Origin of the sequence: Sphingomonas sanguinis, from assembly GCF_019297835.1 — a bacterium.
In the GTDB taxonomy this organism is placed as follows: domain Bacteria; phylum Pseudomonadota; class Alphaproteobacteria; order Sphingomonadales; family Sphingomonadaceae; genus Sphingomonas; species Sphingomonas sanguinis_D.
On record NZ_CP079203.1, the window covers coordinates 868,168 to 892,530 of the forward strand.

The window sequence follows — 24,363 nt, forward strand, 5'->3', positions numbered from 1 at the left end:
GTTAAAACCGAATTCATCCTGCGTCATAGGCGCACCCTATCCACCGCCACTGGGATCACCAACGGCAATCGATCTTGTTCGCGTCCCGCCTTGGGGCTACCGTCGTGACGATGGGGCGTGCCAATATCTCGTCCGATATAGCGGATGACGTCTGTTCGACGGACCGGCGCCCGGCGGACGGGTCGCTGATCGACCGTCATGGCCGCACGATCCGCTATCTGCGCATCTCCGTCACCGATCGCTGCGACCTGCGCTGTCGATATTGCATGGCCGAGCAGATGACCTTCTTGCCCCGCGCCAAGCTGCTCAGCCTGGACGAGATCGCGATCATCGCCGAGCGCTTCATCGCGCGCGGCGTGACCCGCATCCGCCTGTCCGGGGGCGAGCCGCTGGTCCGGCGCGACGTGGTCGATCTGGTCAAACGGCTGGGCGGGCATGTCGGACGGGGCCTAGACGAGCTGACCATGACGACCAACGGCACGCGGCTGGCCGATCATGCGGGTGCGCTGGTCGATGCGGGCGTACGGCGGATCAATGTCAGCCTGGACAGCCGCGATCCCGAACGCTTTCGCTACATCACCCGTCACGGCGATGTCGGTCAGGTGATCCATGGCATCCTCTCCGCGCGCGACGCCGGGCTTGCGATCAAGATCAACATGGTCGCGCTCAAGGGGATGAACGAGGACGAGATCGCTTCGATGCTGTCCTGGTGCGTTTCGGAGCAATTGGACCTTTCGCTCATCGAGACGATGCCGCTGGGTGCGATCGACGAGGACCGGGTGGACCGCTTCCTGCCGCTGACCACCGTGTTCGACCGACTGTCGGCCGAGTTCCCCCTCACCCGCGCCGGGCACCGCACCGGCGGCCCCGCCCGCTACTGGCAGGTGGAGGGCAGCGAGACCCGGCTGGGCCTGATCTCCCCCCTCACCGCGAATTTTTGCGACGGCTGCAACCGCGTGAGGCTGACGACCGAGGGCAAGCTGTATATGTGTCTGGGTCATGAGGATCAGGTGGATTTGAAGGCCGCGCTGCGGAACGGAGGGATCGAGGCGCTCGACACGGCGATCGATCTGGGGCTGGCGTCCAAGCCTGCCCGGCATGATTTCCGTATCGAGGCGGGATCGGCCCCGGCGGTGTCGCGCCATATGAGCGTGACCGGCGGATGACCCTTCCCGTCCGGCGGGCGCTCGTCGCCTCGCCCACCGCGCCCGCCCAGACGGCAGCCGCCGATCTGCTGCAAAGCGCCGACTGGGTCGATTTCGACGAGGCCGATTACGTCATCGCGCTCGGCGGGGACGGCTTCATGCTCCAGACGCTGCACCGGATGCTGGAGCGGCGGCGCGGCCCCGTGCCGGTGTTCGGCATGAACCTGGGCACGGTCGGCTTCCTGATGAACGAGTGGCGCAGCTATGGGCTGGAGGACCGGCTGGCCCGCGCCAAGCCGTTCCGCGTCACCCCGCTTAAGATGACCGCCACCGGTATCGACGGGCGGGTGCATACGCTGCCCGCGATCAACGAAATCTCTCTGCTGCGCGAAACCCGCCAGACCGCCAAGCTGGAGGTGATGGTCAACGAGCGCATCGTCCTGCCCGAACTGGCGTGCGACGGCATCCTCGCCGCGACCCCGGCGGGATCGACCGCCTATAATTTCTCGGCCCAGGGCCCGATCCTGCCGCTCGGCTCGGCGCTGATCGCACTGACCCCGATCAGCCCCTTCCGCCCCCGGCGCTGGCGCGGTGCGATCCTGCCCGACAAGGCGCGCATATCGATCAAGGTCCTCGATCCCGGCAAGCGCCCCGTCTCGGCCGTGGCCGACCAGCGCGAAGTCCGCGACGTGGCGCAGGTCGATATCTGCATGGACCGATCCCGCGAGCTGACGCTGATGTTCGACCCCGAACACGCGCTCGACGACCGCATCACCATGGAGCAGTTCGTCTCCTGACGGAGGCCACCGCATAACCTCTTATTCCTTCCCTGCAAAGGGAGGGGGACCATCCGGAGGATGGTGGAGGGGTGTCACCCCTATCGAGAGCGGGACACCCCTCCGTCAGGCCCTCGGCCTGCCACCTCCCCTTGCAGGGGAGGAATGGAAGCCAACGAAGGCCCGACCCGCATTTATCCACAGATTTGGCGGCAAGACTTACGCAAAACCGTCAAAAAAGGGGTTGCGGCTTTTTTCGTGCCCTTTATAGGACCCCTCCACAGCGCCGGAACATTCCCTGATAGCTCAGCGGTAGAGCTCTCGACTGTTAATCGAGCGGCCGTAGGTTCGAATCCTACTCAGGGAGCCACCGGCGCTGTCTTCCCCAGACAGCGCTAGCCAGGACGGATTAGCCGTCGATCACATGCGGTACGAACCGTGCGGTGTTCGAGGTGATCAGCCCGTCCTCACGGATGCCCATCCCCACCGGCGCGCCGTCCACCACCCAGCTTCCCAGCACCGGAAAACAGCCCGGTGCCGCCTCCGGCAGCCGGTAGAGCGACTGATAAATATAACCCTCCTTGCCATAATCTCCGGCCGTCTCCGCCACGATGCTGCCAGCCTTGCGGATCGAAACGTTCGCGCCCTCGCGCGACAGCAGCGGCTTGGCCACCGCATCGCCGCTCGGCACCGAAAAGCTGGCGGGAAGCAGGTTCGGATGGCCGGGAAACAAATCCCACAGCACCGGCAGGATCGCCTTGTTCGACCAGATCATCTTCCAGACCGGCTCGATCCAGGTCAGGTCGCCCCGCTCCAGATTGTCGAGCAGGGGCGCAGCGAACTCCTCATGGACCAGCCATTCCCACGGATAGAGCTTGAACATCGCCTCGATCCGCATGTCCGCCTCGTCGACGAAGCAATGCGTGTCGTGGTTCCATCCGATCTGCTCCATCAATATGGGGATGGTGGAAATGCCCGCCGCCTCGGCGGTGTCGCGCAGATAGGCGGCGGTGACGGCATCCTCGCCCGCCAGATCCTCGACATGCGCGACATGGAGCGTCGCGGGCAGAGCGGGCGCAATCTCGGCCCAGCGGGCCACCAGCGCCTCGTGCAGGCTGTTGAACTGGTCGAGCGCGGGGAAAACCTCCTCCTTCCACGCCCATTGCACCACGGCCGCTTCCAACAGGGAGGTGGGCGTGTCGCAGTTGAACTCGAACAGCTTGGGCGCGTCCGTACCGTCATAGCCCAGATCAAAACGCCCGAAATTCAATGCGGGCGGCTCGGCCTCCCAGGCTTCGCGGATCGGATCGTGAAAGGCGGGCGGGATGGCGAAGCGGTGCAGAAGCGCAGGGTCGCTCACTACCGCCTCCCCGGCCGCCAGGAACAGCCGATACAACTCGGTCGTTGCAGCCTCGATCGTGTCGATCTGCGCGCGGGTGAAGCGATAGCAGGCGCTTTCGTCCCAATAGGGTCGCTCGCGCCCCTCATGCCAGATCAGGCCCAGCGCCTCGACCTTCGCCTGCCAGCCCAGTCTTGGGGTCAGGGTCTGGCGGATCATGCGTGGATACTGCCGAATCGGCTTGCCGATGCGCCGAAGCCGCCCCGGCTGACAGCGGCGGCGCGGGTCATCGCGCTGCCCGACGGTGCAAAGCCATAGCGGGCGCCCGGTGCAGCACGGAAGCTGCCGCCGGTCGCGCGTTCGCCGAAATAGGGAATGGCACGGCCGCGCCCCAGAAAATACCAGAAGGCCGCGCCGCCAATCCCTGCGCGATGTTGCCGACAGCGATCGTCGGGCAGGCGCACGCCTTGCGCATCGGTGCAGATCGCCGTGTCGCGATCGGCCGTCCAATTGTCGTCCGCTTTGGCGCGATTACAGCCGCTTGCCAGCAGCGCCGCCGCCATCGCGGTCGTCCATTTCAGGTCAAATGCCATCTCGTCCCTCCCGCGCGCATCATGGTGCAGGAGCAGCCTTTCTGGCCAGAGAAATGAAAAGGGGCCGGTGAACTCTCCACCGGCACCCCATCTTTTCCCGACCTTAGCGGCAGCGGACCTTGCCGCGATCGATCGAGCGGCCCAGCAGCGCACCGCCACCGGCACCCAGCAGGGTGCCCAGCGTGCCGCCGCCGATCACATTGCCCAGCACGCCGCCGCCGAGCGCGCCGACGACCAGGCCGGTGGTGCCGTCATTGCGCTTGCAATAGGTACGGCCATCACGGCCACGGAAGACCTGATCGTCGCGGTTCAGGCGACGCTCGCGGTAATTGCCACGGCGATAATCGCGCGAGGCATCCCAGTCGTTACGGTCGCCATGCCAGCGATAGTCACGGTCCTGGGCGACGGCGGGCGTCGCGGCGATCGGGGTGGCGACGGTAACGACGGCCAGAGCGGCGAGCAGAGCTTTCACGGCAGGTCTCCTTTTCCTCAAGCGGGCACAACGCGCATCGTGCAAAGCTGTTCAATTCCAACGCGACTGGCACCCGGAGGCCGCGTCGGGCATTGAAGCCCCATGCGCCAAGCCACCACGATGTTAACCTTCGACACCCATGGTCAGGGCCTGACCGAGATCACCCGGCCGGTCGCCGCCTGGGTCCGCGAGCAGGGCATGGACGAAGGGCTGTTGACTCTCTTCTGTCGCCACACCTCGGCCTCGCTCATCATCCAGGAAAATGCCGCGCCGGAAGTGAGGACCGACATCCTCGACTATTTCGCGCGGATCGCGCCCGAGGATACGCGCGCCTACGCCCATGACGATGAGGGGCCCGACGACATGCCCGCGCATCTTCGGGCCATCCTGACCGGGGTGAACCTGTCGGTGCCGTTGATCGGCGGTCGGCTGGCGCTGGGGACGTGGCAGGGCATCTATCTGTTCGAGCATCGCCGCGCGCCGCATAGGCGGCAGATCGCGCTGCATATGGCGGGCGTCTGACACGCAATTCATCGCGGGAGCCAAACCGTTCATCGACCGTTCTGGTGGCATACGCTACAGGACTGGTGTCGACCGGCTCGGCCGGACGGCAGGAAAGGAAGAAGAGTCCATGCAATTCGGTCGTAAGATCGCGCTCGCGCTGGTCGGCGCCAGCACCTTGATGGTCGCGGGATGCGCGACCGAAACCACCTATCGCCCCGCCACAGGCTCGGGCTTTTACCGCACCGGCTATTCCGACCAGCAGTTGGAGCCGGGCCGCTTCATCGTCAGCTTCGCGGGCAACACCGTTACCTCGCGCGACACCGTGGAACGCTACCTGCTGTTCCGCGCGGCCGAGCTGACGCTGGCCAATGGCTATGACTATTTCGTGATGGCCGACCGCGACACGCAGCTGCGCTCGCGCACCTACTCGACGCCGGGTGCCTTCGGGCCGGGCTTCGGTGGCTGGGGCGGCGGCTGGTGGGGTCCGTCGTGGCGCTATTATGGTCGCGGCTTTGGTTGGCGCAGCTGGGACCCGTTCTGGGGTGATCCATTCTTCGGCAACAACATGGATATCAACACCATCGACCGCTACGAAGCGACCGCCGAGGTCGTGATGCGCAAGGGGCCGATCCCGCGCGACAATCTCCGCGCCTTCGACGCCCGCGCGATCGTCTCGACGATCGGGCCGACGGTGGTGATGCCGAAGTAATTCGGCCGAGATACCGGATCATGGGGCGGTCACCTTACCGGGTGGCCGCCCTTTTTCTTGGTTTAGGGGCGACCGCCACGCACGCGGCGCGCATTGACCATGCCGCGCAGCGCTTCGGTGCGGACCTGCAACTCGCGCTGTTCGGATGGTGACAGTCCGTCCTGCCCGAAGCGCTCCCCCAGCGCACCGATCGCGGCATCCTCCTTTTTGAAGGATCGGGCTTCAGCGCGCGATATGTCGCCGCTGCGTCGCGCCTCGCGGATCGAACGACGGATGTCGCGGCGATCGGTGGCGGGGGGCGGCTGGTTGGGCATGGCGATGATGTCGGCGGGCGGCCCGGCACTGACGAACTGCGCAGGCGCTGCGGCGGGCAGCACGGCTATGATGACGGCCGGTATCGCATAGCGCTTCATGGTTGATCCTCCCTGTCGGCGGAGGATTGCTCTCTGTGACTGAACGAGGCCTGTCTATTCCTCCCCTGCAAGGGGAGGGGGACCATGCGAAGCATGGTGGAGGGGGCTTGCCACGAGGGACGTCCAATGAGGAAGCCCCCCATCAGGCCTTCGGCCTGCCACCTCTCCGCGAGCGGGGGAATGAAAAAGGGCGGCGAGCCTACGCTCACCGCCCTTCCACAAGCCTAGAGGCCGACGATCAGGCCGTCACCGCCCCGTGGCAATGCTTGTACTTCAGGCCCGATCCGCACGGGCACGGCGCGTTGCGGTTGACCCGGCCTTCCCACTGCGACGGATCGGTGCCCAGATCCATTCCCTCGGGCTGCGGGATCTGCATCGGCGGCATCTGCGGCTGGAGCAGCCCGCGTGCGGCCGCATCCCAGTCGTTGCTATTGTCCTCGCCGGTGAACGGATCGAAGTGCGAGGTGATGAAGTCCGGCAGCTCGGGCAGTTCGGGCGGCGCCTGAAGCTGGAACTGGGCATAGGCGATGGTGCGCGTCACATCCTCGCGGATATTGTCGAGCATCCGCTGGAAGAGCGAAAACGCCTCGTGCTTATACTCGTTGATCGGCGTCTTCTGGGCATAGGCGCGCAGATGGACGACCTGGCGCAGCGCGTCGAGCGTCGCCAGATGCTCCTTCCAGTGATGGTCCAGATTCTGGAGCAGGATCGACTTTTCGACGCTGGCCCAGGTGTCCGGCTCCAGCTCCCTGGCCTTGGCCTCGACCATCGCATCGGCCTCGGCGGTAACGCGCTCCAGCACGATCTCGGGATCGATCGCTTCCTCGGTCAGCCAGTCGTCGACCGGCGGCTCCATGTTCAGCAGGTCCTTCAGCTGCTGCTTCATGCCCGCGACATCCCACTGTTCGGGATAGCTGTTCGGCGGGCAGGCGGTGCCGACGATCGCATTGACCGTCTCGGCGCGCATGTCGGCGACGACCTCGCCCACCGTCTCGGCGTCCATGATGTCGGAGCGCTGTTCGTAGATGACCTTGCGCTGGTCGTTCATCACGTCATCATATTCGACGACCTGCTTGCGGATGTCGTAGTTGCGCGCCTCGACCTTCTTCTGCGCGGTCTCGATCGCCTTGGACAACCACTTGCTGCCGATCGCCTCGCCATCCTCGATATTGCTGCGCATCATTTTGGCGAATAACGTGTCCGGGCCGAAGATGCGGAGCAGATCGTCGTCGAGGCTGAGGTAGAAGCGCGACAGGCCCGGATCGCCCTGACGCCCCGAACGGCCGCGCAGCTGGTTGTCGATGCGGCGGCTTTCATGGCGCTCGGTGCCGAGCACGAACAGACCGCCAGCCTCCAGCACCTTCTGCTTTTCGGCCACGATCTCGGTGCGGATGCGCGCCGCCGCTTCCTCATATTCGGGCGTGCCCTCGACCAGATCGGGATGCTCGTCGAGCATCCGGAATTCCAGGTTGCCGCCTAGCTGAATGTCGGTGCCGCGGCCCGCCATGTTGGTCGCGATGGTGACGGCGCCCAGACGGCCCGCCTGCGCGACGATATGCGCCTCCATCTCGTGATAGCGGGCGTTCAGCACCTTATGCGGCACGGCTTCCTGGGTCAGGAACTCGCTGAGCAGTTCCGACTTCTCGATCGAGACGGTGCCGACCAGCACCGGCTGCCCCTTGGCGGCGTGGTCGCGGATCTTCTTGGCGATCGCCAGGAACTTGTCCTGCGTGTTCTTGTAGAACTCGTCCTCCTCATCGACACGCGCGATCGGCACGTTGGTTGGGATGGTGACGACGTTGATCTTGTAGATGTCATAGAATTCGCCCGCCTCGGTGGCGGCGGTGCCGGTCATGCCCGAAATCTTCGGATACATACGGAAATAATTCTGGAAGGTGATCGAGGCCATGGTCTGGTTCTCGGGCTCGATATTGACGCCCTCCTTCGCCTCGACCGCCTGGTGCAGACCCTCCGACCAGCGACGCCCGTCCATCATGCGGCCGGTGAACTCGTCGATGATGATAACCTTGCCGTCCTTCACGATGTAATCGGTGTCGCGCTTGAACATCATGTTCGCGCGCAGCGCCTGGTTCAGGTGATGGACGACCTGGGTATTCTCGAAATCATACAGATTCTCACCCTGGAGCAGACCGGCCGCCTCAAGCAGTCGTTCGGCGCGCTCGGTGCCGTCCTCGGTCAGGATGATCGACTTCTGCTTCTCGTCCTTCTCGTAATCGTCGGCGGTCAGCTGCTTCACGATCGCATCGACGCCGATATACAGCTCCGACTTGTCGTCGGTCGGGCCGGAGATGATCAGAGGCGTGCGCGCCTCGTCGATCAGGATCGAGTCGACCTCGTCGACGATTGCGTAGTTGAAGGGGCGCTGCACCATCGACGAGCGCTCATACTTCATATTGTCGCGCAGATAGTCGAAGCCGAACTCGTTGTTCGTGCCGTAGGTGATGTCGGCGTCATAGGCCGCGCGGCGCTGCGCATCGTCCAGATTGGGGATGATGGTGCCGGTGGTCAGGCCGAGGAAATTATAGACCCGGCCCATGGTCGCGGCGTCGCGGCTGGCCAGATAGTCGTTGACGGTCACGACATGCACGCCCTTGCCGGGCAACGCATTCAGATAGGTGGCGAGCGTGGCGACCAGCGTCTTGCCCTCGCCCGTGCGCATCTCGGCGATCTCGCCCCGGTGGAGGACAATTCCGCCGATCATCTGCACATCATAGTGACGCTGGCCCAGCACGCGCTTGGCGGCTTCGCGCACCGTGGCGAAGGCTTCGGGCAATAGGCTGTCGAGCGTCGCACCCTGATCCAGCTGCTCGCGGAACTTCACCGTCTGCGCGGCGAGCTGTTCGTCGCTCATCGCCGCCATCGTCGCCTCGAAGTCGGCGATCTTGGCGACGGTCGGCTTCAGCGATTTGACGTAACGGTCGTTGGACGAACCGAACAAGGACTTGGCGAGGCCGCCGAACATAAGCGATTTCCTGACTGAAATATCGTGAGATGGGCGCAGCACCGGTCGAAGCGTGGCGCGCGCGACTGTAATGATAGGCAATGGGTCGGCCGGGCGCCGACGCCGGGGCTATTCGCGCCGACGGCCCATGAAGATCGCGGCGACCGGCCGGGGCGTGACGGCCCGGAACATGCCGAAGGTGCGCGCGCTGACGACCAGCGTGGCAAGGCTCTGTACCGGCCGGGTTGCGGCGCGCGCGACGGCGGCCTGCTTGGCGGCGGCGGCGATGCTGCACTCCGCCACGACACCCCGCGCCTCCTGCCCACGCGCGCTTCCACCCACGCCGGTCAGCGCGGACAAAAGGGCGGAAAGGAGCAGAAGCAGGTTCATGCGAGGCTTGTCTTAGGCAGATACGCGCGGCGCGTCCATCCGTTGCATCATATCGACGCGCCGGGCTTCCGTTCCTATTTGACCGGGGGAAGCAGTTGATAGCCCATGCGCTGGCTGTCATGGCCCTGGGGCATGGGTGCGGGCCCCGGCTGGTAGCGGCGGCGCTCCCGACACGGGGTCATGACGTTCTGCACATCCACGAAGCCGACCTGCTGGTTGATCGTGCAGTTGGTGGCATAACCCTCTGCATCCAGATCGAAATCGGATTGCCAGAACTGGACCTTCTGCATGTCCTGCGGCCAGGCTCCGGAGAGTAGCGTTGCGTCTCCGAAGCTCGTGTCTTTCGTCATCAGAATGCGGAACCGCACCGGGACGCCGCCATTACGCTGCGCTACGCCTTGGGCCATGCCCCGCGCCATCGCCTGACAGACCCGCGCCTCGTCCGCAGGCGGAATCGTGCCGGAGGGCAGCACGACGGCTTCGCAGCGGCTGACCGAACCGTCTGTTTCGACCACGACATCGAACCGCGTGGCGTTGGGCTGGATCGGAGGGGCACCCGGCAATTGCCAATTGACCGGCAGGATATAGGTACTGGCCACCGGCTTTCCCCGCTCGTCGCGCGCGGGCTTGAAGACCGGCTGGCCGGTCTGGACCGCCCGACAGGTCGCGGCATCGAGCGAGGGCGAAACCGATGTCTTGATCTTGCAGTCGGTGACGAGGCCGGTGGCATCGATCGCGAGTTCGGCGATCACCCGTCCCTCCTGACCTGCGCGAAGCGCCGCTGGTGGGTAATTGTCCGGGCTGAACAGCGCGCCGATATTGCCGATCGGCCCTTGCGCACGCCCCTTGGAACGCGACTTCTGGGCCAGCGCATCGCCCGAGGCCAAGAGGCACAGCAAAGCGGCCACACCGCACGACGCCGATTTGTTCATTTCGGAACCTCCCCCACTTCGTCCCCATGACGGTATCAACCATTGCAGCGCGCGCGCGCAAGCGGCAAAGCACGGGGTCATGAGCACCGCCACCTCGCCCCTCGCCCAGCCCTTCCCCGCTTTGCCCACGATCGACGGCGTGACGCTTCGCGTCGCCCGCGCGCAGTATAAGAAATGGGATCGCTGCGACCTGACCTTCGTGACGCTGCCCGAAGGGACGAGCGTGGCGGGTGTGCTGACCACCAGCAAATGTCCGTCGCCGGAGGTGGAATGGTGCCGCAAGGCGCTGGTCCTGGGTCAGGCCCGTGCGCTGGTCGTCAATGCGGGCAACTCCAACGCCTTTACCGGCCACCGCGGCCGCGCCGCCGTCGAGGCGATCGCCGCCCGCACCGCCGCCGCGATGGACTGCCAGCCCTCGGACGTGTTCGTCGCCTCGACCGGCGTGATCGGCGTGCCGCTGCCCATCGACAAGGCTGAGGCGGGCCTCGACGCCGCCTTCACCGCCGAGCCGTGCGGCTGGGAAGACGCCGCCGCGACGATCATGACCACCGACACCTTCGCCAAGGGCGCCACGACCACCGCCGTCGTCGATGGCCGCACGGTGACGCTGGCCGGGATCATCAAGGGTTCGGGCATGATCGCACCGGACATGGCGACGATGCTGGGCTTCATCTTCACCGATGCCGCCGTCGCGCCCGAGTTCCTGCAACGCGCCCTCAGCGCCGCCAATGGCCGCAGCTTTTCGTGCATCACGGTCGACGGCGACACCTCGACCAGCGACACGGTGCTGGCCTTTGCGACGGGTAAGGCGGGCAATGCGCCGCTGACCGACGACGAGAGCGACGGGGCGGACGCGTTCCGCGCAGCGCTGGCCGATCTGTGCCACCAGCTCGCCTTGCTAGTCGTGCGCGACGGAGAGGGCGCAACCAAGCTGATCGAAATCCGCGTCGAGGGCGCGGAGAGCGACCGCTCGGCGCACCGCATCGCCATGTCGATCGCCAATTCGCCGCTGGTGAAGACCGCGATCGCGGGCGAGGACGCCAATTGGGGCCGCGTCGTCATGGCGGTCGGCAAGGCCGGCGAACCGGCCGAACGCGACAAGCTATCGATCCGCTTCGGCGAAACGCTGGTCGCCAAGGACGGGCTGGCGGTCGAGGGCTATGACGAAGCGCCCGTCGCCGCGCACCTGAAGGGGCAGGAGATCGCGGTCGGCGTCGATCTGGGTCTGGGCGAAGGCGTCGCGACGGTTTGGACGTGCGACCTGACGCACGGCTATATCTCGATCAACGCCGATTATCGGAGCTGAGACGAATGCTCACCATCTGGGGTCGGATCAACTCGCACAACGTCAAGAAGGTGGTCTGGCTGGCCGAGGAAATGAGGCTGGCCTATGACCGTCGCGATGTGGGTGGCCCGTTCGGCATGGACGAGGAGTATCGCACGCTCAACCCCAACGCGCTGATCCCGACGATCGAGGACGACGGGTTCGTGCTGTGGGAGTCGAACAGCATCCTGCGCTATCTGGCGGCCAATCACGGCGGCGAGGCTTTCTATCCCGCCGATCGCCACGCGCGGGCCTCGGTCGAGCGGTGGATGGACTGGGGCTTCACCTGGGCCGATGCGATCCGGCCCATCTTCTTCCAGATGGTTCGCACCGAAGCTGGCAAGCGCGACACGGGCCTGATCGAGCGGAGCGTGGCGCGGGCGGCGGGACTTTCCGCGATCCTCGACGATGCGCTGGGCCGGCAGGAATGGCTGTCGGGCGATGCGTTCGGGATTGGGGATATTCCCGTGGCGGCCTATGCGAATACGTGGTTCCAGCTGCCGGTCGAGCGGCCTTCACGGCCTAATCTGGAGCGCTGGTATGCAGCGCTGCGGGAGCGTGCGCCATTCCGCGACGTGGTGATGATCCCGCTCAGCTAGGCCGCGAAGGGCCGCTCATCGCCAAAGGGCTGCCAGTTGGTGGAACAGCTCGCGCCAGAACAATCCGCACAGCCAGCCGGCGGCGGCGCCACACATCAGCAGCCTGACCTTACCCTCACCGCGATAAAGCTCCTCGTCTTCCACCGACCGCTCCACCAAATATACAAAAATTGTATAAATGCATTTCCGCGATATGTGAAGCGCTTAAGCTGAATCAGCTAAGGCCCGCTACTCGTTGGACAAATATGTATCCCACGCGCTGGGAAAGCGGCTGTCCGGCTTTTTGGCGATGGTTCGAAAGGACGCGGGGCTTACCCAAGCCGAGTTGGCGCAACGTCTTTCGCGCCCGCAGCCGATGATTTCGCACATCGAAAGAGGCGAACGCCGCGTCGATATGCTAGAGTTTTGCGAAATCGCCTGGGCGATGGGACTTAACCCCGAGGACCTGTTCGCCCGCTTCTCGTTGGAAGTTTTGAAGCCCGAAGGATTGGATCGCTACGCCGACCGAAAATGACGGTTCTGGGCGACTAGGGATGCCCCCCGTCGAGCAGGTCTGCTCTCAATAAAATGGCCCCTCCGCCACTACGGAGGGGCCCCTCGGGCAGTAAGTCTTACAGCGCGCCTTCCAGCCACGCCTTGATCCGGCCCTTCGGCTCCGCGCCGACCTTGGTCGCAGCGGCGGCACCGCCCTTGAACAGGATCATCGTCGGGATGCCGCGCACGCCGTAACGGCCGGGCGCGTCGGGATTGTCGTCGATGTTCAGCTTGGCGATCGTCACCTGCTCGCCCAATTCCTCCGACAGCTCTTCCAGCGACGGGCCGATCATCTTGCACGGTCCGCACCACTCGGCCCAGAAATCGACCAGCACCGGCTTGTCGGAGTTCAGGACGTCCGCTTCGAAGCTGGCGTCGGTGATCTGCTTGGTTGCCATAGTCTCAATACTCCTTGGATTGTCATCCATCTAGGACGCGCAGGTCGGTCGCTCAACCACCGAGCGCCAAGCTTTGCTCCCGGTCGCGATAGCCGGGCTTGTGCGCGGCGAGCAGCGCGTCGGGCACGGTGATGAGGCGCGGCCCCGCCGTATAGAGCAGCGCGACCGACACCCGGCGCCCCGGAAAGATTACCTCCAGCGCGGCGGCATAGCCCGCCATCTGCGCCAGATGGAAGGCGGGCACATCGTCGATACCGCCCGGCGCACGGCGTCCGGTCTTGTAGTCGATCAGCCGAATCTCGTCGGCGCCGATCAGCAGCCGGTCGACCCGCCCCGACACGACCAACCCGTTCGCCAAGGTCGCCGCGATCGGGGCCTCCGCCAGCGATCCGGGACCGAAGAGCGGCGCATAGGCCGGATCGTCCAGGATCGCGAAGACCGCTTGGCTCACATCGGCGCGCAAGGCCGCATCCTCGACGCCCGCCGCCTGGGTCAACCAACGCTCGGCTGCGCCCCGCCGCTGCTCGGGGGCGACCGGCGGCAGGCGTTCGAGCAGGCAGTGGATCAACCGCCCCCGCTCCGCCGCTGCACGCATCGCAGGGCTCGGGGGCGGATCGGCGACCATGTCCTCGCCCAGCTGCGACGGCGCGAGTGGACGTGGAGGGCGCGACTCCTGCGGCGCGGGCGAATGAACCCAATCGGGCAGCGCCACGTCTTCGCGTTGAACAGCGACGGCCGCACCGGCTCGCACCGCGACTGGCTCCTGCGGCACACGGCCCAGGAACGTCCGCGACTGGCCGTCGCCCGGCTCGACCTCCGCCACGCCGAGCGCCGTCATCGCGCGTGCGCAGGCGGCGTACCAGCTATGCATCGGCGGCACACCCGCCGCCCGCTTGCCCAGCGCCCCCGTGACGACCAGCTGCTCCTCCGCACGCGTCGCCGCGACGTAGAAGAGCCGCCAATGCTCGGCCAGTTCGCGCGCGGCGATCTCGGCGGCCACCGCATCGAGCGGCCCTCCCCGTTCCTCGGCGCGCGGGGGAAAGACCGGGATCGGCTGCGCCCCCGGCTCGGGCGTCCAGCGCAGGATCGAGCGTGGCGAAGCCGTCGGATCGGCGGTCGCATCGGCCAGGATGACCAGCGGCGCCTGCAACCCCTTGGACCCATGCGCGGTCATCACCCGTACCGCATCCAGCGGCGCGGAGGGATCGCGCACGATCTCGACATCGCCACGATCGAACCAGTCGAGGAAACGCTGCAGCGAGGGCGTAGTCGTGCTCTCGAAGGTGAGCGCGGCGTTGAGCAATTCCTCGATCGGATCGCGCGCCTCGGTGCCCAACCGCCGGATCAGCTTGCGCCGACCGTCGAGCGGCCCAGATAGCAACTCCTCAAGGAACTGGTACGGCGTCGACACGTCCGCACGCGCCAGCATCTGGCGGAGCGGAGCAAGATCGTCGACGGGCAAGGTCCGCGTCAGATGCGCCCAGAGCGATCCGCGCTCGCGGTGGCCCGCCGCCATCAACCGCTCCTGCGACCAGCCGATCAGCGGCGATACCAGCAACGATGCCAGCGACAGGTCATCCTCGGGCTGAAGCGCGAACCGCACCGTCGCGAGCAAATCCTGCACCGCCAGCGGCGCGTTGAGCCGCAGCCGGTCGACGCCCGCCACCGGCACCCCCTCGGCATAGAGCCGCGCGACGATCAGCGAGGCGAGGTCGCCGCGCCGCTTAACCAGGATCATGATGTCCTGCGGCTCGAGCCTTCGCCCCTTGCTCTCCAGCATGACGCCGTCGTCGAGCCAGCGACGGACGGCGCGAGCGATGTCGGTCGCGACCTTGCGCACCGCGTCGTCGATCCAGCCTTCCTCATCCTCGTCGCTGCCGCCCGCCACGACCGGCGGCCAGAGCGTGACGCGGCCTGGGCCTTTCACTTCGCTAGCGTGGCGTTCGACCTCACCCGCCATGCCCATGCCGGGTTCACCCAGCGCCTCGATCGCGGCGTCGACGAACTCCAGGATCGGCGTGGTCGAGCGGAAGCTATGGGTCAGCGACAGCTGGTTGAACGGCAGGCCGCGTTCCTCAGGCGGCCATTCGTCATCGCCTGCGACTTCCTCGGCGCGGCGGGAAAAGTGCAGCTCGGCCGCCTGGAAGTTGATCGGATCGGTGCCCTGAAAGCCGAAGATCGCCTGTTTGTGATCGCCGACCGTGAACAGTGTCCGCGTTGACGGCGCATAGAGCCCGCGCCCGACAAAGAACTCGTCCGCCAGCGCGCGGACGATCCGCCATTGATGCGCGTTGGTGTCCTGCGCCTCATCGATCAGGACATGCTCGGTCACCTGGTCGAGCTTGTAGCGGACCCATTCGCCGATGCCGGGTCGTTCCAGAAGCTCGACGGTGGTGCGGATCAGGTCGTCGAAATCGACCGCCCCGATGGCACGCTTCGACAAGGTATAGGCGCGGGCATAATCGCGCCCGACCGTCAGCGCATCGGCGAGCAGATCGGCATGACGCGCCCGCGCGGCGAGACCCAGCAGATGGCGGCACGCCTCGCCCAGTTCGCGGGCCATGTCCTCATAATCGGGGTCTGCGTCGGTCAGCTTCTTGGACGCCTTGCGCGGTTCGCCCTTGGCGGTGAAGACCGTGCCCATCAGCTCTTCGAGCAGCATCACCCGTCCGGCCCGATCGGTGCCGATCCAGCGTTCGAGCGTCGCCGCCGCCTTGTCGCCGGTCGCTGTGCCCCAGGCGCGGTTTGCGCCCGCCAGCCGGACGACGGCGTCCTCATCGATCTCGTCGACACCCTCGGCGATCGCCTCGTCGATGTCACCCGATGGCAGGTCGAGCGCGCGGCGGAGCCAGGGCTGGATGCCGGTGGGCAATGCCTCCAGCGCGCCGGGCGCGCGAGCGCAGGCGGCGAGAAACGACTCCGCCCCGCCCTCGCCCAGCCGCAGCGACAGCGCGCCGACCGTCTCGACCGGGCCGACCCAGCCTTCTCGTTCGGCGGTTTCCAGCATCCGCGCCAGCGCCTCGCGCGCCAGTACCGCCTCTTCGCGCGCTTCCAGCGGGCGGAAGCCGGGGGCAAGCCCCGCCTCGACCGGGAAGGCCGCGAGCAATCCCTGGCAAAAGCCATGTATGGTCTGGATGCGCAGCCCCCCACCCGGCGCGTCGAGCACGCGGGCGAATAAGGTCCGCGCTCGGTCGCGCAAGTCCGGCGTCGGCGTTTCGCCCAGTGCCTTCAGGTCGCGGAACAGCTCGGTCTCGGGCATCCGCACCCAGGCGGCAAGGCGGCCATTGATCCGCTGCGCCATTTCGGCGGCGCCCGCCTTGGTGAAGGTCAGGCACAATATCGCCTCGGGCGCGACGCCGCGCAGCAGCAGGCGGAACACGCGCGCGGCGAGCACCTGCGTCTTGCCTGTGCCCGCCGAGGCGGAGAGCCAGACATGCGCGGCGGGGTCGCTGGCGGCGGCCTGATCGCCCTTCAGCGGGGGCAGGTTGGCCATGGGGCGGGCGCTCATGTGGCTTGCTCCGGGCGGCCGTCATCGCGTGCGCTTCGACTACGCTCAGCGTGAACGGGGATTGGGAGGAGAAACGATCCCCACACGTCGTTCAGCCTGAGTGCAGTCGAAGGCCACGCCCCGCCCTCGCCCAAAACGACGGTCATCCCGTGCACTTCGACTTCGCTCAGTGCGAACGGACGTGGGGATCGATCGGCATCGTACCCCCCGCCCCGTTCAGCCTGAGCGTAGCCGAAGGCCACGCTCCACCCTAACCGATTACCGATCACGGCCATACCATTCATCCCGCCGCATCAGCTGGTCATATTCCGCATAGGGTGCATATTCGGGCACCAGCTTGGCCGTAAACGGCGCATCGCCCGTCAGCCACTGCCCCGCCGCGTCGGCAAAATTCGCCGCAGCGATGGAGACGAACTCGTCCGTCCGGATGCGCTCGCGTTTGCCATCGGGATCGACCGGCATCGCGACATAGCCAAGACCATCACGGTTGCGCCCTAGCGACCAATATTCGAACCCACCCGCGCGGCCCGCAATGCCTTCGAAACCACCCCGCTCGGCAATCAAGCCGAGCAGGCCGAGCTGTAAGCTGAACCCCTCGCGCACCGCCGCCGTGGAGGGCGGCTTGCCGGTCTTGTAGTCGATCACTACCAGCGATCCGTCTGCCGCCTTGTCGATCCGATCAAACCTCCCGGTCAGCGTGACACCCGCCAGCTTGACCTCGCCCTTGCCTTCGGCGCTCAAGACGTGGCGGCCTTCGTCAGCATTTGCAGCGACTTTAGTCGCGATCCAGTCGATCGCCTCGATCAGGCGCGGCTGCCAGAGTGCCCGCATCATCGGATGGGTCCGCTGATCGCGCAGCATCGCGAGCGCGCGGGGACGCAGTGCCTCCACGTCGCAGCGGTCCTCCTTCCACCACATTTCCAGAATGTCGTGGACGGCGGTGCCGCGCCACGCCGCGCTGGGATCGGCATCGACCGGATCGAGCGGCGACAGGCGCAGCACGCGGCGCGCGTAGAAGGCGTAGGGGTCGGCCTTCAGCCGGTCGACTTCCGTCACCGAGATGGTGGTGGGGCGCAGCGCGGCGGGCGGCTTGGGTGCGGGGCGATCAACGGGGGCGTAGTCCTCTGGGCGATCCAGCTCAATCGCCCAGCGCGCAAGGTTCGGATGCGCCTCGAACCGCTCGCCCGCCATCGCCTGCAAACGCAGCCAGAAGCGCGACGCCAGGGTGGGCCCGCTCGCATCGCGACGCGCGCGGGTCAGGATCGCGCGGGGTGCCCCCATCGCCTGTGCCAGATCATGCGCGGCGATGCCGATCCGCTGCTCCAGCCCGACCAGTCCCAGAAGCGAGCGGATACGCGGCGCCAGCCAAGGGTCCGGCGCAGGCCGCCCCGGCCAGACACCCTCGTTCAGGCCGCCCGCGATCATCAGGTCGGCGGTCTGGAGACGCGCCTCGATCGGGCCATAGATGGCGAGGCGGGGATGCTGCCCCTCGCGCGGGATGGCGCGCACCGCGATCTCGTCGAACAGGCTGCGGAGCAGGCCCGGCAGCTCGGCGGGATCAACGCGCGCGGGGCCGTGATCGGCTTCCTCTTCATACCCCGCCAGGAACTCCGCCGCGGCACGTCCCGCCGGGCCGGTCCACAGCGCATCGCCGCACAAGGTCTGGCCGCATTCGCGCAGACAGGCGAGCAGGCTGCGCAGCCCCTGCGGTCCGTCGCCGAAGGTCCGCCCGACGGCCTTCAGCATCGGCGCGGCCTTGGTCCAGAAGGCCGAAGCGGTCGGCTTGTCGGCCACATGCGCGGCGATGCCATCCAGCCCCGGCGCGGGACGCGGGCCGCGCAACGCCTTGTCGAGCGCACGCACGCCGTCGAGCCATTCGACCCGTTCCATCTCGCCGCGAATCAGCGGATGCTTGAGCAGCGCCAGCAGCGGCAGCGGCGCGAAATGTTGCGCCGCCGCTTCGGCGAGTTGCAGCAGAAAGGTGCCCGGCAACAGGATCGACAAGGGTCGTCCCGCCGTATCGTCGATCAGGATGTTCCAGCGTCGACAATGCGCCGCCACCCGCCGCGCCAGCGCGCGGTCGGAAGTGACGAGCGCGGCGGTACGGCCCGGCTCCTCGACCGCCTCCCGCAGCGCCAGCGCGATCGCCTGCGCCTCTTCGGCGGGGGTGGCGAGTTCGATGGTGGAGACGCCCGACAGCCGCCGGTCCTCGGCGGGCAGGTCGGTCCATTTGCCGGTGAAGTCGGCCGGGGCCATGGCATTGGCTATAGCGCGCCCGCGCACCGGACCCGCGTCATAGTCGCCGCCGCCCCGCCACACCGTCACCTCGCCCCGCCCCACGCCCATCCGGTCGAGCAGAAGCTTCAACGCATATTGCGGATGCGTCTCTATCGAACGGCGGGTGCGCCCGGTGTCGGGATCGGGCTTGTGCGGCCCCAGCGCATCCCATTCTTCGTCGGGCATGGTCAGGTCCAGCCCGGCGAACACCACCGAGCCGCCCGGCATCTCCGACACGCAGCGCAGCAGCCGCGCGACGGCAGGCGCCGTATCGGTGACGCCCGCCGCACAGACAAACCCCGCGGGCTGTGCCTCACGCCAGCGCGCGGCCACCCGGTCGAGCAACAGGGTGCGCCGCCGCGCCGCATCGATCCGTCCCATCCGCTCCAGCACGGCGGGCCAGCGGTCGAGCACCACCGAGAATGTCGCCAGCGCCGACTGCCAATGCTCGGTCAGCTCAGGGCCCAGGTCGAGCGCGGCGAGTTCGGCCGGATCGACCTCTTCGACCAGCATCTGGTCCAGCGTGCGGGCAAGGTCGCCCGCCAGTCGCACCGCCTCGGCTGCGGTCACCGGCTGGCCCGCGCGCTGCCGCTCCTGCTCGACCAGCCGCGCCAGGATCATCCGGCGCGCGGAGGGTGCGATGGCGGGCGGCGGCGGGGCGTCGGCATCCGCCGGGTCGAGCGCGGAGCCGGCCGCCTCACCCAGTTCAGGATCGCCCAGCGCGACCATGCGCGGCAGGATCAGGCCCCCGCCGCTCGCGCGGACGAACGCCTCGGTCACCGCGCGGACGCCGCGATTGGTCGGCAGCAGGATCATGCCCTGCGCCAGCGTCAGCGGATCGCCACCGCTGCGCCGCATCAGCCCGGCGACCAGCGCATCGGCAAAACCACGATGCGCCGGAATGGTGTGCAGCCTCGGGCGGCGTGGCTCACCCATCCGCGAGGATCAGTTCCGTCTGCGGGATGGCACGCGGGGTGCCGACATCGAACCATAGCCCCTGGTGGACCTGGCCAAAGGCGCGGCCCGCCTCGATCGCGCGGTTCCAGAACAGGTTCGTAGAGAAGGGCCCCTCGGGCGCGTCGGCGATCAGGCGCGGGTGCAGGATCTGAAGCCCGGTATAGGAAAAAGGCGCGACCCGGCCGCGCTGACGCCGCGCGGTGATCCGGCCATCGGCGCCAAGGTAAAAGTCGCCCTGCCCATCATGATTGTGCGCCCGCGCCAGCGGCACCATCAGGAGGAGCGCGTCCATCGTCGCCTCGTCCCAGCGCGAGGCGAGCAGGCGGATCGCGTCGACCGGGCCGTCAATCCACAGATTGTCGCTGTTGACGACCAGGATCGGATCGTCCCCCAGCAAAGGCTTCGCCTTGACCAGCCCCCCGCCCGTTTCCAGCAACTGCTCGCGTTCGTCCGAGATGATGACTTCAATCCCCGGAAAGCGATCCTTCAGATGCGCTTCCAGCTGGTCGGCGAGGTAGTGGACATTGACCACCGCCCGCTCGATCCCCGCTGCAACCAGCCGGTCGAAGACATGGTCGATCAGCGGCTTGCCCGCCACCGACACCAGCGGCTTGGGGCGCGTGGCGGTCAGCGGACGCATCCGCTTGCCCAACCCCGCCGCCATGACCATCGCGGTGCGCGGTACCCGGCCACCGGGGGTCGGACGGAGCGAGAGTTGCCGGGTCATTGCGACAGCACCTTCGGATCGCCGCGCAGCTCGGGCGGCACATTGTCATCGAACCAAGCGGCCACCGGCGCCAGCACCGGCTGCGACAGATCGCGTTCCAGATAGGCCCAGACGCGCGGGCACAGCGCGGCATAACGCGGCTTGCCGTCGCGCTTCCAGAGGCGGGTGAAGATGCCGATGATCTTGGCGTTCCGCTGCGCGCCCAGCACATGATAGGCGTTCAGGAACGCATCGCCTTCGCCGGTCGCGGCCAGATAGCGCCTGAGCATCGCCTCTTCGATCGAGGGCTCGACATTGCGCCGCGCATCCTGGAGCAGCGAGACGAGGTCATAGGCCGGATGCCCGGCCAGCGCGTCCTGGAAGTCGAGCAGACCGAGCGTCCGTTTCGGCCCGACCAGCATCAGGTTCTCGACATGATAATCGCGCAGCACGGTGACGGGCCTGTCCGCCAGCGCATGGGCGAAGACCTGGTCCCAGGCGGCGCGATAACCCTCGACATCGACATCCAGGCCGACGGCGGGCGTGTACCATTCGGGCAGGAGCGCCGCCTCACGGTGAAGGACGGCGGTGTCATAGGGCGCCAGCCCCTCGGGCGCGTGGTTGCGCAGCGCGGCCAGCAGGTCGACCGCATCGCTGTAGAGCTGCACCGTCGCATCGGGATCGGCCTCAATCGCCTCGCGCATCCGGTCGTCGCCGAAATCCTCGATCAGGACGAGGCCGCGTTCCTCATCCGCGCCCAGGATCGTCGGCGCGGCAAACCCCTTGCCGACCAGCCAGCGCGCAATGGCGATGAAGGGACGCGGGTCCTCATGCGGCGGCGGCGCGTCCATCAGGACGGCGCGGCGCGCCCCCAGCGTCACCCGGAAATAACGGCGGAACGAGGCGTCTCCGGCGAGCGGGGCGATCACCGCCCCCTCCCATCCCAGCATCGTCAGAAAGGCGGGCGCATCCGCCGGAGGGGTCATATCGGCCATCGGTTTTCCCAGCCCGAGGGGACCTTTGCTGTCAAGATACGTCCGCCGCCCGGATCCAACTCGATGGTCAGCGCCAGCGCCTGCGGCCAGGCACCCTCGCCTGCCCGGTCGGGCCATTCGACGATCAGCGCGGAGTCCCACAGCGCCTCGTCCAGCCCCAGTTCCTCCATCTGCTCCGGCCCGTCGAGGCGATAGAGATCGACATGCAGGACCGGGATCTTGGTCTCGGGCGGCGCGTAGGGCTGGACGATGGCAAAGCTCGGGGACGGGGCCTCACCGGGCAGGCCGAGCGCGGCGAGCAGCCCGCGCGCCAGGCTGGTCTTGCCCGCCCCCAGCGTGCCGGTCAGCGTCACCACATCGCCGGGCCGGATATGCGCCGCCAGCCGACGCCCGAATTCCTCGGTGGCGGTGGCATCGGCCAGCCGGATCGTCATGGATTTTCCTTTTCCGCCACGCGCCGGGGCAGTTCGACGGTGACCAGCGTGCCCTCCCCCGGTTCGGACAACAGGGTGACGGTGCCGCCATGCGCCTCGACGAATTTCTTGGCGAGCGGCAGGCCGAGGCCCAGCGCACGCTCGCCGGTCGCCTTGATGCCCGGCTCGGCAAACCGATCGAAGGCGCGCGCGACGGCCTGTTCGTCCATGCCCTGCCCGTCGTCCGACACCACGATCCGCGCGCGCGCCGAATCACCATCGGCGTGGAGCAGGATGCGCCCGCCCTCCGGCGTCTGTTCGACCGCATGGCGCAACAGATGCTCGATCGTCTCCTGCAACCGGCGGCGGTCGCCGGTGATCCGGCCGAGCGAGCGATGCACCTCGACCGCGAAGTCGAGCTTGCGGCGTCCCGCGATCGGCCGGATCGTATCGGCCGCCGCCCGCGCGACGCGGGCCAGTTCGACATCCTCGCGCGCGATGCCGCCATCCGCCTGATCGCGGGTCAGGTCGAGCACATCGTCGACCAGCAGACCCAGCCGCTCGGTCGATTCAAGGATCGCCTCGACATAGCTCGTCGCCGTCTCCGGCAACGGTCCGGCGAAACCGCCATGCAGCATCTCGGCAAAACCGCTGATCGAGGTCAGCGGCGTGCGCAGCTCATAGCTCATATTGGCGACGAAGGCGGTCTTGACCTTGTCCGCCGCCTCCAGCGCATCGGCACGATCCCGCAAGGCTTGTTCGGCGCGGCGGCTGTCCGTGATGTCGAGCAGCGTGAACAGCGCATTGCCATCGGGCAGCGGCACGCCCGCAAACTCGAAATGCCGCCCATCGGCGAAGGCGACGCGTCCGCCGCGCTGCTGCCGCTCGATCGTCGCGGAGCGGACGAGATCGACGATCAGCGCCCAGCGTCCCGGCGTCGCCAGTCGCTCCGCCACGCGCTCGGCAAAGGCATCGACACGCGGATGGCTGGTCAGGAAATCCTCTTCCAGACCCCAAAGCGCGCGGAAGCGGTTGTTCCACAGCTGCAACCGGCCATCGGCGGCGAACACGCCCAGCGCCTCGAACAGATTGTCGAAGGTCGCGGTGCGCACACGCAGCAGCGTGTCGCGCGCGGAGGCCAGCTGCACCTCCTCGGTGCGATCCTCGAAGATCATCAGCAGGCCGCCGTCGGGCAAAGGCTGCGCCACGACGCGCAAATGCGTGCCGCCGGGCAGATGCCATTGCTCCTCGATCCCGCCGCTCGCCTGGCGGAACCAGCCAACTCGCTCCGCCTTCCAGCCGGGGAAGTCGCGGACTTCGGGGCTGCGATTGGCCTCGCGCATCCGCTCCAGGATACGGTCGAATTCGGGATTGTCCGCCAACCACTCGGCGCGCATCGCGAACATGCGGCGGAAGGGCTGGTTGCAAAAGACGAGGCCACGGTCCGGTCCGAAATGCGCGACCGCCGCCGACAGCCGGTCGAGCATCGCGCGCTGCGCCTCGGCAAAGCGCTTGGCGCCCGCGCGCGACTGTTCCAGATCCTCGATATCGACGGCGAAGCCCGCGATGCCGCCGGTCGGCAGCGGCACGTCGAAGATACGTAACGCACGCCTTGCGCCGTCGATCGTCGCGGGCAGGACCTGCTCGTGCGGCCGTCCCTGATCGCGCGCCGCAGCCGCGCCTGCCAGCGGACCGCCCCGCCCCGACCCCTCGACCAGTTCCAGGCCGCGCCCGACGACATCGGCGGCATCCCGTCCCTCCACCGCCTCGACATAGGCGGTGTTGACCATGGAGAGGCGCAGATCGGCGCCGCGATACCACATGGGCAGCGGGGCGGCCTCGATCAGTCCGGTCAGCGCCTGGAACGCATCGCCGAGCCGCCGGGCCTCGCCGTCGAGCCGGACGATCTCGTCCTGCGTCTCGGTCATGTCGAAGACCCAGATGACGACCTCTCCGGCCGCGCCCTGATGCGCGGGCGCGCGGGCACCGTCGAACAGCAGGGTGCGCACCGATCCCTGCGGCCGGACGATCCGGCGGAAACGGCGCCCGGTCTTCTGCGCGGCGTTCAGATCGGCGGCGAGCAGCGCCTTGTCCTCAGACGTAAGCCCGGCGTCTTCATAGGCCAGTTCCTCGAGGAAGCGCGCCACATCGGCCAGACCCAGCCAGTCGGCCAGCCGCCGGGGCATTTCGATCCGCCCGTCGCTGCGGATCACCATCGCCTGGGCAGGACCGGCGCGCAGCATCGCATCAAGCCGGTCGCGCTCCAGCCGCACCGTGGATGCCTCCGTCCGGGCGCGGACACCCAGATAGAGCAGCACCATGCCAATCACGATCAGGGCACAGGCAGCGGCACCCAACAGGACCGCCTCGGTATCACCGATCGCAATCATCCGAGAAAGGCCGGGCCGAAACGCTGC

General features: G+C 67.3%; 22 protein-coding genes and 1 tRNA gene. 8 read left to right on the forward strand and 15 right to left on the reverse strand.

Annotated elements, in window-relative coordinates; all coding sequences use genetic code 11:
- Positions 1 to 110: 110 nt before the first annotated feature.
- The 3 genes from moaA to KV697_RS03760 all read left to right on the forward strand — a co-directional run bounded on the left by moaA (position 111) and on the right by KV697_RS03760 (position 2,291).
- Positions 111 to 1,166, forward strand: a complete 1,056-nt coding sequence (gene moaA, locus KV697_RS03750) for a GTP 3',8-cyclase MoaA (RefSeq protein ID WP_374011406.1) — start codon at positions 111 to 113, stop codon at positions 1,164 to 1,166.
- The gene (locus KV697_RS03755; protein WP_219020157.1) at positions 1,163 to 1,942 is read left to right on the forward strand and encodes an NAD kinase; all 780 of its coding nucleotides are present in this window, start codon (positions 1,163 to 1,165) and stop codon (positions 1,940 to 1,942) included. Before moaA ends, KV697_RS03755 begins: the two co-directional genes overlap by 4 nt.
- A 274-nt stretch (positions 1,943 to 2,216) precedes the next feature.
- Positions 2,217 to 2,291: transfer RNA gene (locus KV697_RS03760), tRNA-Asn, on the forward strand.
- 39 nt (positions 2,292 to 2,330) lie between these two features.
- Here the strand turns inward: KV697_RS03760 and KV697_RS03765 are convergent.
- From KV697_RS03765 to KV697_RS03775, 3 genes are all read right to left on the reverse strand, one after another.
- Positions 2,331 to 3,479 carry a glutathionylspermidine synthase family protein gene (locus KV697_RS03765; RefSeq protein ID WP_219020158.1) on the reverse strand — a complete coding sequence of 383 codons (1,149 nt, stop codon included), beginning with the start codon at positions 3,477 to 3,479 and terminating at the stop codon, positions 2,331 to 2,333.
- The gene (locus KV697_RS03770) at positions 3,476 to 3,853 is read right to left on the reverse strand and encodes a hypothetical protein (protein ID WP_219020159.1); all 378 of its coding nucleotides are present in this window, start codon (positions 3,851 to 3,853) and stop codon (positions 3,476 to 3,478) included. Before KV697_RS03770 ends, KV697_RS03765 begins: the two co-directional genes overlap by 4 nt.
- A gap of 103 nt (positions 3,854 to 3,956) precedes the next feature.
- Positions 3,957 to 4,325 (reverse strand): glycine zipper 2TM domain-containing protein, encoded by a 369-nt coding sequence (locus KV697_RS03775; RefSeq protein ID WP_219020160.1) that lies wholly within the window; start codon positions 4,323 to 4,325, stop codon positions 3,957 to 3,959.
- Positions 4,326 to 4,427: 102 nt separating this feature from the next.
- On the opposite strand from KV697_RS03775, the gene KV697_RS03780 reads away from it, so the two are divergent.
- Together KV697_RS03780 and KV697_RS03785 are read left to right on the forward strand one after the other, a co-directional pair.
- A complete protein-coding gene (locus KV697_RS03780) occupies positions 4,428 to 4,847 on the forward strand; it encodes a secondary thiamine-phosphate synthase enzyme YjbQ (RefSeq protein WP_219020161.1) in 420 nt (139 codons plus the stop codon).
- A 109-nt stretch (positions 4,848 to 4,956) separates the two neighbouring features.
- Positions 4,957 to 5,538, forward strand: a complete 582-nt coding sequence (locus KV697_RS03785) for a CC0125/CC1285 family lipoprotein (protein WP_219020162.1) — start codon at positions 4,957 to 4,959, stop codon at positions 5,536 to 5,538.
- Between the two features lie 62 nt (positions 5,539 to 5,600).
- On the opposite strand, the gene KV697_RS03790 is transcribed toward KV697_RS03785, so the two are convergent.
- From KV697_RS03790 to KV697_RS03805, 4 genes are all read right to left on the reverse strand, one after another.
- Positions 5,601 to 5,951 carry a hypothetical protein gene (locus tag KV697_RS03790; protein ID WP_219020163.1) on the reverse strand — a complete coding sequence of 117 codons (351 nt, stop codon included), beginning with the start codon at positions 5,949 to 5,951 and terminating at the stop codon, positions 5,601 to 5,603.
- Positions 5,952 to 6,189: 238 nt separating this feature from the next.
- A complete protein-coding gene (secA, locus tag KV697_RS03795; protein ID WP_219020164.1) occupies positions 6,190 to 8,934 on the reverse strand; it encodes a preprotein translocase subunit SecA in 2,745 nt (914 codons plus the stop codon).
- Positions 8,935 to 9,042: 108 nt separating this feature from the next.
- Entirely contained in the window at positions 9,043 to 9,303 is a 261-nt protein-coding gene (locus KV697_RS03800) for a hypothetical protein (protein ID WP_219020165.1), read from the reverse strand.
- 74 nt (positions 9,304 to 9,377) lie between these two features.
- The gene (locus tag KV697_RS03805; protein ID WP_219020166.1) at positions 9,378 to 10,235 is read right to left on the reverse strand and encodes an energy transducer TonB; all 858 of its coding nucleotides are present in this window, start codon (positions 10,233 to 10,235) and stop codon (positions 9,378 to 9,380) included.
- A 79-nt stretch (positions 10,236 to 10,314) separates the two neighbouring features.
- On the opposite strand from KV697_RS03805, the gene argJ reads away from it, so the two are divergent.
- Both argJ and KV697_RS03815 read left to right on the forward strand, forming a co-directional pair.
- Complete coding sequence (gene argJ / locus KV697_RS03810; protein ID WP_219020167.1) at positions 10,315 to 11,541, forward strand: bifunctional glutamate N-acetyltransferase/amino-acid acetyltransferase ArgJ; 1,227 nt, start codon at positions 10,315 to 10,317, stop codon at positions 11,539 to 11,541.
- A gap of 5 nt (positions 11,542 to 11,546) precedes the next feature.
- On the forward strand, positions 11,547 to 12,158 hold the full coding sequence (locus KV697_RS03815; RefSeq protein ID WP_219020168.1) for a glutathione S-transferase family protein: 612 nt from the start codon (positions 11,547 to 11,549) through the stop codon (positions 12,156 to 12,158).
- 15 nt (positions 12,159 to 12,173) lie between these two features.
- Here KV697_RS03815 and KV697_RS20060 read toward each other — a convergent pair whose 3' ends face one another.
- The gene (locus tag KV697_RS20060) at positions 12,174 to 12,302 is read right to left on the reverse strand and encodes a hypothetical protein (RefSeq protein WP_257575593.1); all 129 of its coding nucleotides are present in this window, start codon (positions 12,300 to 12,302) and stop codon (positions 12,174 to 12,176) included.
- A gap of 91 nt (positions 12,303 to 12,393) precedes the next feature.
- Between KV697_RS20060 and KV697_RS03820 the strand changes: the two genes are divergently transcribed.
- Positions 12,394 to 12,672, forward strand: a complete 279-nt coding sequence (locus KV697_RS03820; protein WP_219020169.1) for a helix-turn-helix domain-containing protein — start codon at positions 12,394 to 12,396, stop codon at positions 12,670 to 12,672.
- Between the two features lie 97 nt (positions 12,673 to 12,769).
- Here KV697_RS03820 and trxA read toward each other — a convergent pair whose 3' ends face one another.
- The 7 genes from trxA to KV697_RS03855 form a co-directional block, all read right to left on the reverse strand.
- Positions 12,770 to 13,090, reverse strand: coding sequence for a thioredoxin (gene trxA, locus KV697_RS03825; RefSeq protein ID WP_007404159.1), 321 nt, complete (start codon positions 13,088 to 13,090; stop codon positions 12,770 to 12,772).
- 52 nt (positions 13,091 to 13,142) lie between these two features.
- Positions 13,143 to 16,598: a double-strand break repair helicase AddA gene (gene addA / locus KV697_RS03830; protein ID WP_219020170.1), complete on the reverse strand. Its 3,456-nt coding sequence runs from the start codon at positions 16,596 to 16,598 to the stop codon at positions 13,143 to 13,145.
- A gap of 258 nt (positions 16,599 to 16,856) precedes the next feature.
- A complete protein-coding gene (locus KV697_RS03835) occupies positions 16,857 to 19,811 on the reverse strand; it encodes a PD-(D/E)XK nuclease family protein (RefSeq protein ID WP_219020171.1) in 2,955 nt (984 codons plus the stop codon).
- The gene (locus KV697_RS03840) at positions 19,804 to 20,559 is read right to left on the reverse strand and encodes a nucleotidyltransferase family protein (protein WP_219020172.1); all 756 of its coding nucleotides are present in this window, start codon (positions 20,557 to 20,559) and stop codon (positions 19,804 to 19,806) included. Before KV697_RS03840 ends, KV697_RS03835 begins: the two co-directional genes overlap by 8 nt.
- Entirely contained in the window at positions 20,556 to 21,524 is a 969-nt protein-coding gene (locus tag KV697_RS03845; RefSeq protein ID WP_219021227.1) for an aminoglycoside phosphotransferase family protein, read from the reverse strand. Before KV697_RS03845 ends, KV697_RS03840 begins: the two co-directional genes overlap by 4 nt.
- Positions 21,521 to 21,967, reverse strand: coding sequence for a tRNA (adenosine(37)-N6)-threonylcarbamoyltransferase complex ATPase subunit type 1 TsaE (tsaE, locus tag KV697_RS03850; protein ID WP_219020173.1), 447 nt, complete (start codon positions 21,965 to 21,967; stop codon positions 21,521 to 21,523). The genes KV697_RS03845 and tsaE overlap by 4 nt, the downstream gene beginning before the upstream one ends.
- Positions 21,964 to 24,336, reverse strand: coding sequence for a sensor histidine kinase (locus KV697_RS03855; RefSeq protein WP_219020174.1), 2,373 nt, complete (start codon positions 24,334 to 24,336; stop codon positions 21,964 to 21,966). Before KV697_RS03855 ends, tsaE begins: the two co-directional genes overlap by 4 nt.
- Positions 24,337 to 24,363: the final 27 nt, after the last annotated feature.

Bases quoted from the DNA above. Each gene is read 5' to 3' on its own strand.
- moaA (WP_374011406.1), top strand. From the start codon at position 111: ATGGGGCGTGCCAATATCTCGTCCGATATAGCGGATGACGTCTGTTCG.
- KV697_RS03755 (WP_219020157.1), top strand. From the start codon at position 1,163: ATGACCCTTCCCGTCCGGCGGGCGCTCGTCGCCTCGCCCACCGCGCCC.
- KV697_RS03765 (WP_219020158.1), bottom strand. From the start codon at position 3,479: ATGATCCGCCAGACCCTGACCCCAAGACTGGGCTGGCAGGCGAAGGTC.
- KV697_RS03770 (WP_219020159.1), bottom strand. From the start codon at position 3,853: ATGGCATTTGACCTGAAATGGACGACCGCGATGGCGGCGGCGCTGCTG.
- KV697_RS03780 (WP_219020161.1), top strand. From the start codon at position 4,428: ATGCGCCAAGCCACCACGATGTTAACCTTCGACACCCATGGTCAGGGC.
- KV697_RS03785 (WP_219020162.1), top strand. From the start codon at position 4,957: ATGCAATTCGGTCGTAAGATCGCGCTCGCGCTGGTCGGCGCCAGCACC.
- KV697_RS03790 (WP_219020163.1), bottom strand. From the start codon at position 5,951: ATGAAGCGCTATGCGATACCGGCCGTCATCATAGCCGTGCTGCCCGCC.
- secA (WP_219020164.1), bottom strand. From the start codon at position 8,934: ATGTTCGGCGGCCTCGCCAAGTCCTTGTTCGGTTCGTCCAACGACCGT.
- KV697_RS03800 (WP_219020165.1), bottom strand. From the start codon at position 9,303: ATGAACCTGCTTCTGCTCCTTTCCGCCCTTTTGTCCGCGCTGACCGGC.
- KV697_RS03805 (WP_219020166.1), bottom strand. From the start codon at position 10,235: ATGAACAAATCGGCGTCGTGCGGTGTGGCCGCTTTGCTGTGCCTCTTG.
- argJ (WP_219020167.1), top strand. From the start codon at position 10,315: ATGAGCACCGCCACCTCGCCCCTCGCCCAGCCCTTCCCCGCTTTGCCC.
- KV697_RS03815 (WP_219020168.1), top strand. From the start codon at position 11,547: ATGCTCACCATCTGGGGTCGGATCAACTCGCACAACGTCAAGAAGGTG.
- trxA (WP_007404159.1), bottom strand. From the start codon at position 13,090: ATGGCAACCAAGCAGATCACCGACGCCAGCTTCGAAGCGGACGTCCTG.
- addA (WP_219020170.1), bottom strand. From the start codon at position 16,598: ATGAGCGCCCGCCCCATGGCCAACCTGCCCCCGCTGAAGGGCGATCAG.
- KV697_RS03835 (WP_219020171.1), bottom strand. From the start codon at position 19,811: ATGGGTGAGCCACGCCGCCCGAGGCTGCACACCATTCCGGCGCATCGT.
- KV697_RS03840 (WP_219020172.1), bottom strand. From the start codon at position 20,559: ATGACCCGGCAACTCTCGCTCCGTCCGACCCCCGGTGGCCGGGTACCG.
- KV697_RS03845 (WP_219021227.1), bottom strand. From the start codon at position 21,524: ATGACCCCTCCGGCGGATGCGCCCGCCTTTCTGACGATGCTGGGATGG.
- tsaE (WP_219020173.1), bottom strand. From the start codon at position 21,967: ATGACGATCCGGCTGGCCGATGCCACCGCCACCGAGGAATTCGGGCGT.
- KV697_RS03855 (WP_219020174.1), bottom strand. From the start codon at position 24,336: ATGATTGCGATCGGTGATACCGAGGCGGTCCTGTTGGGTGCCGCTGCC.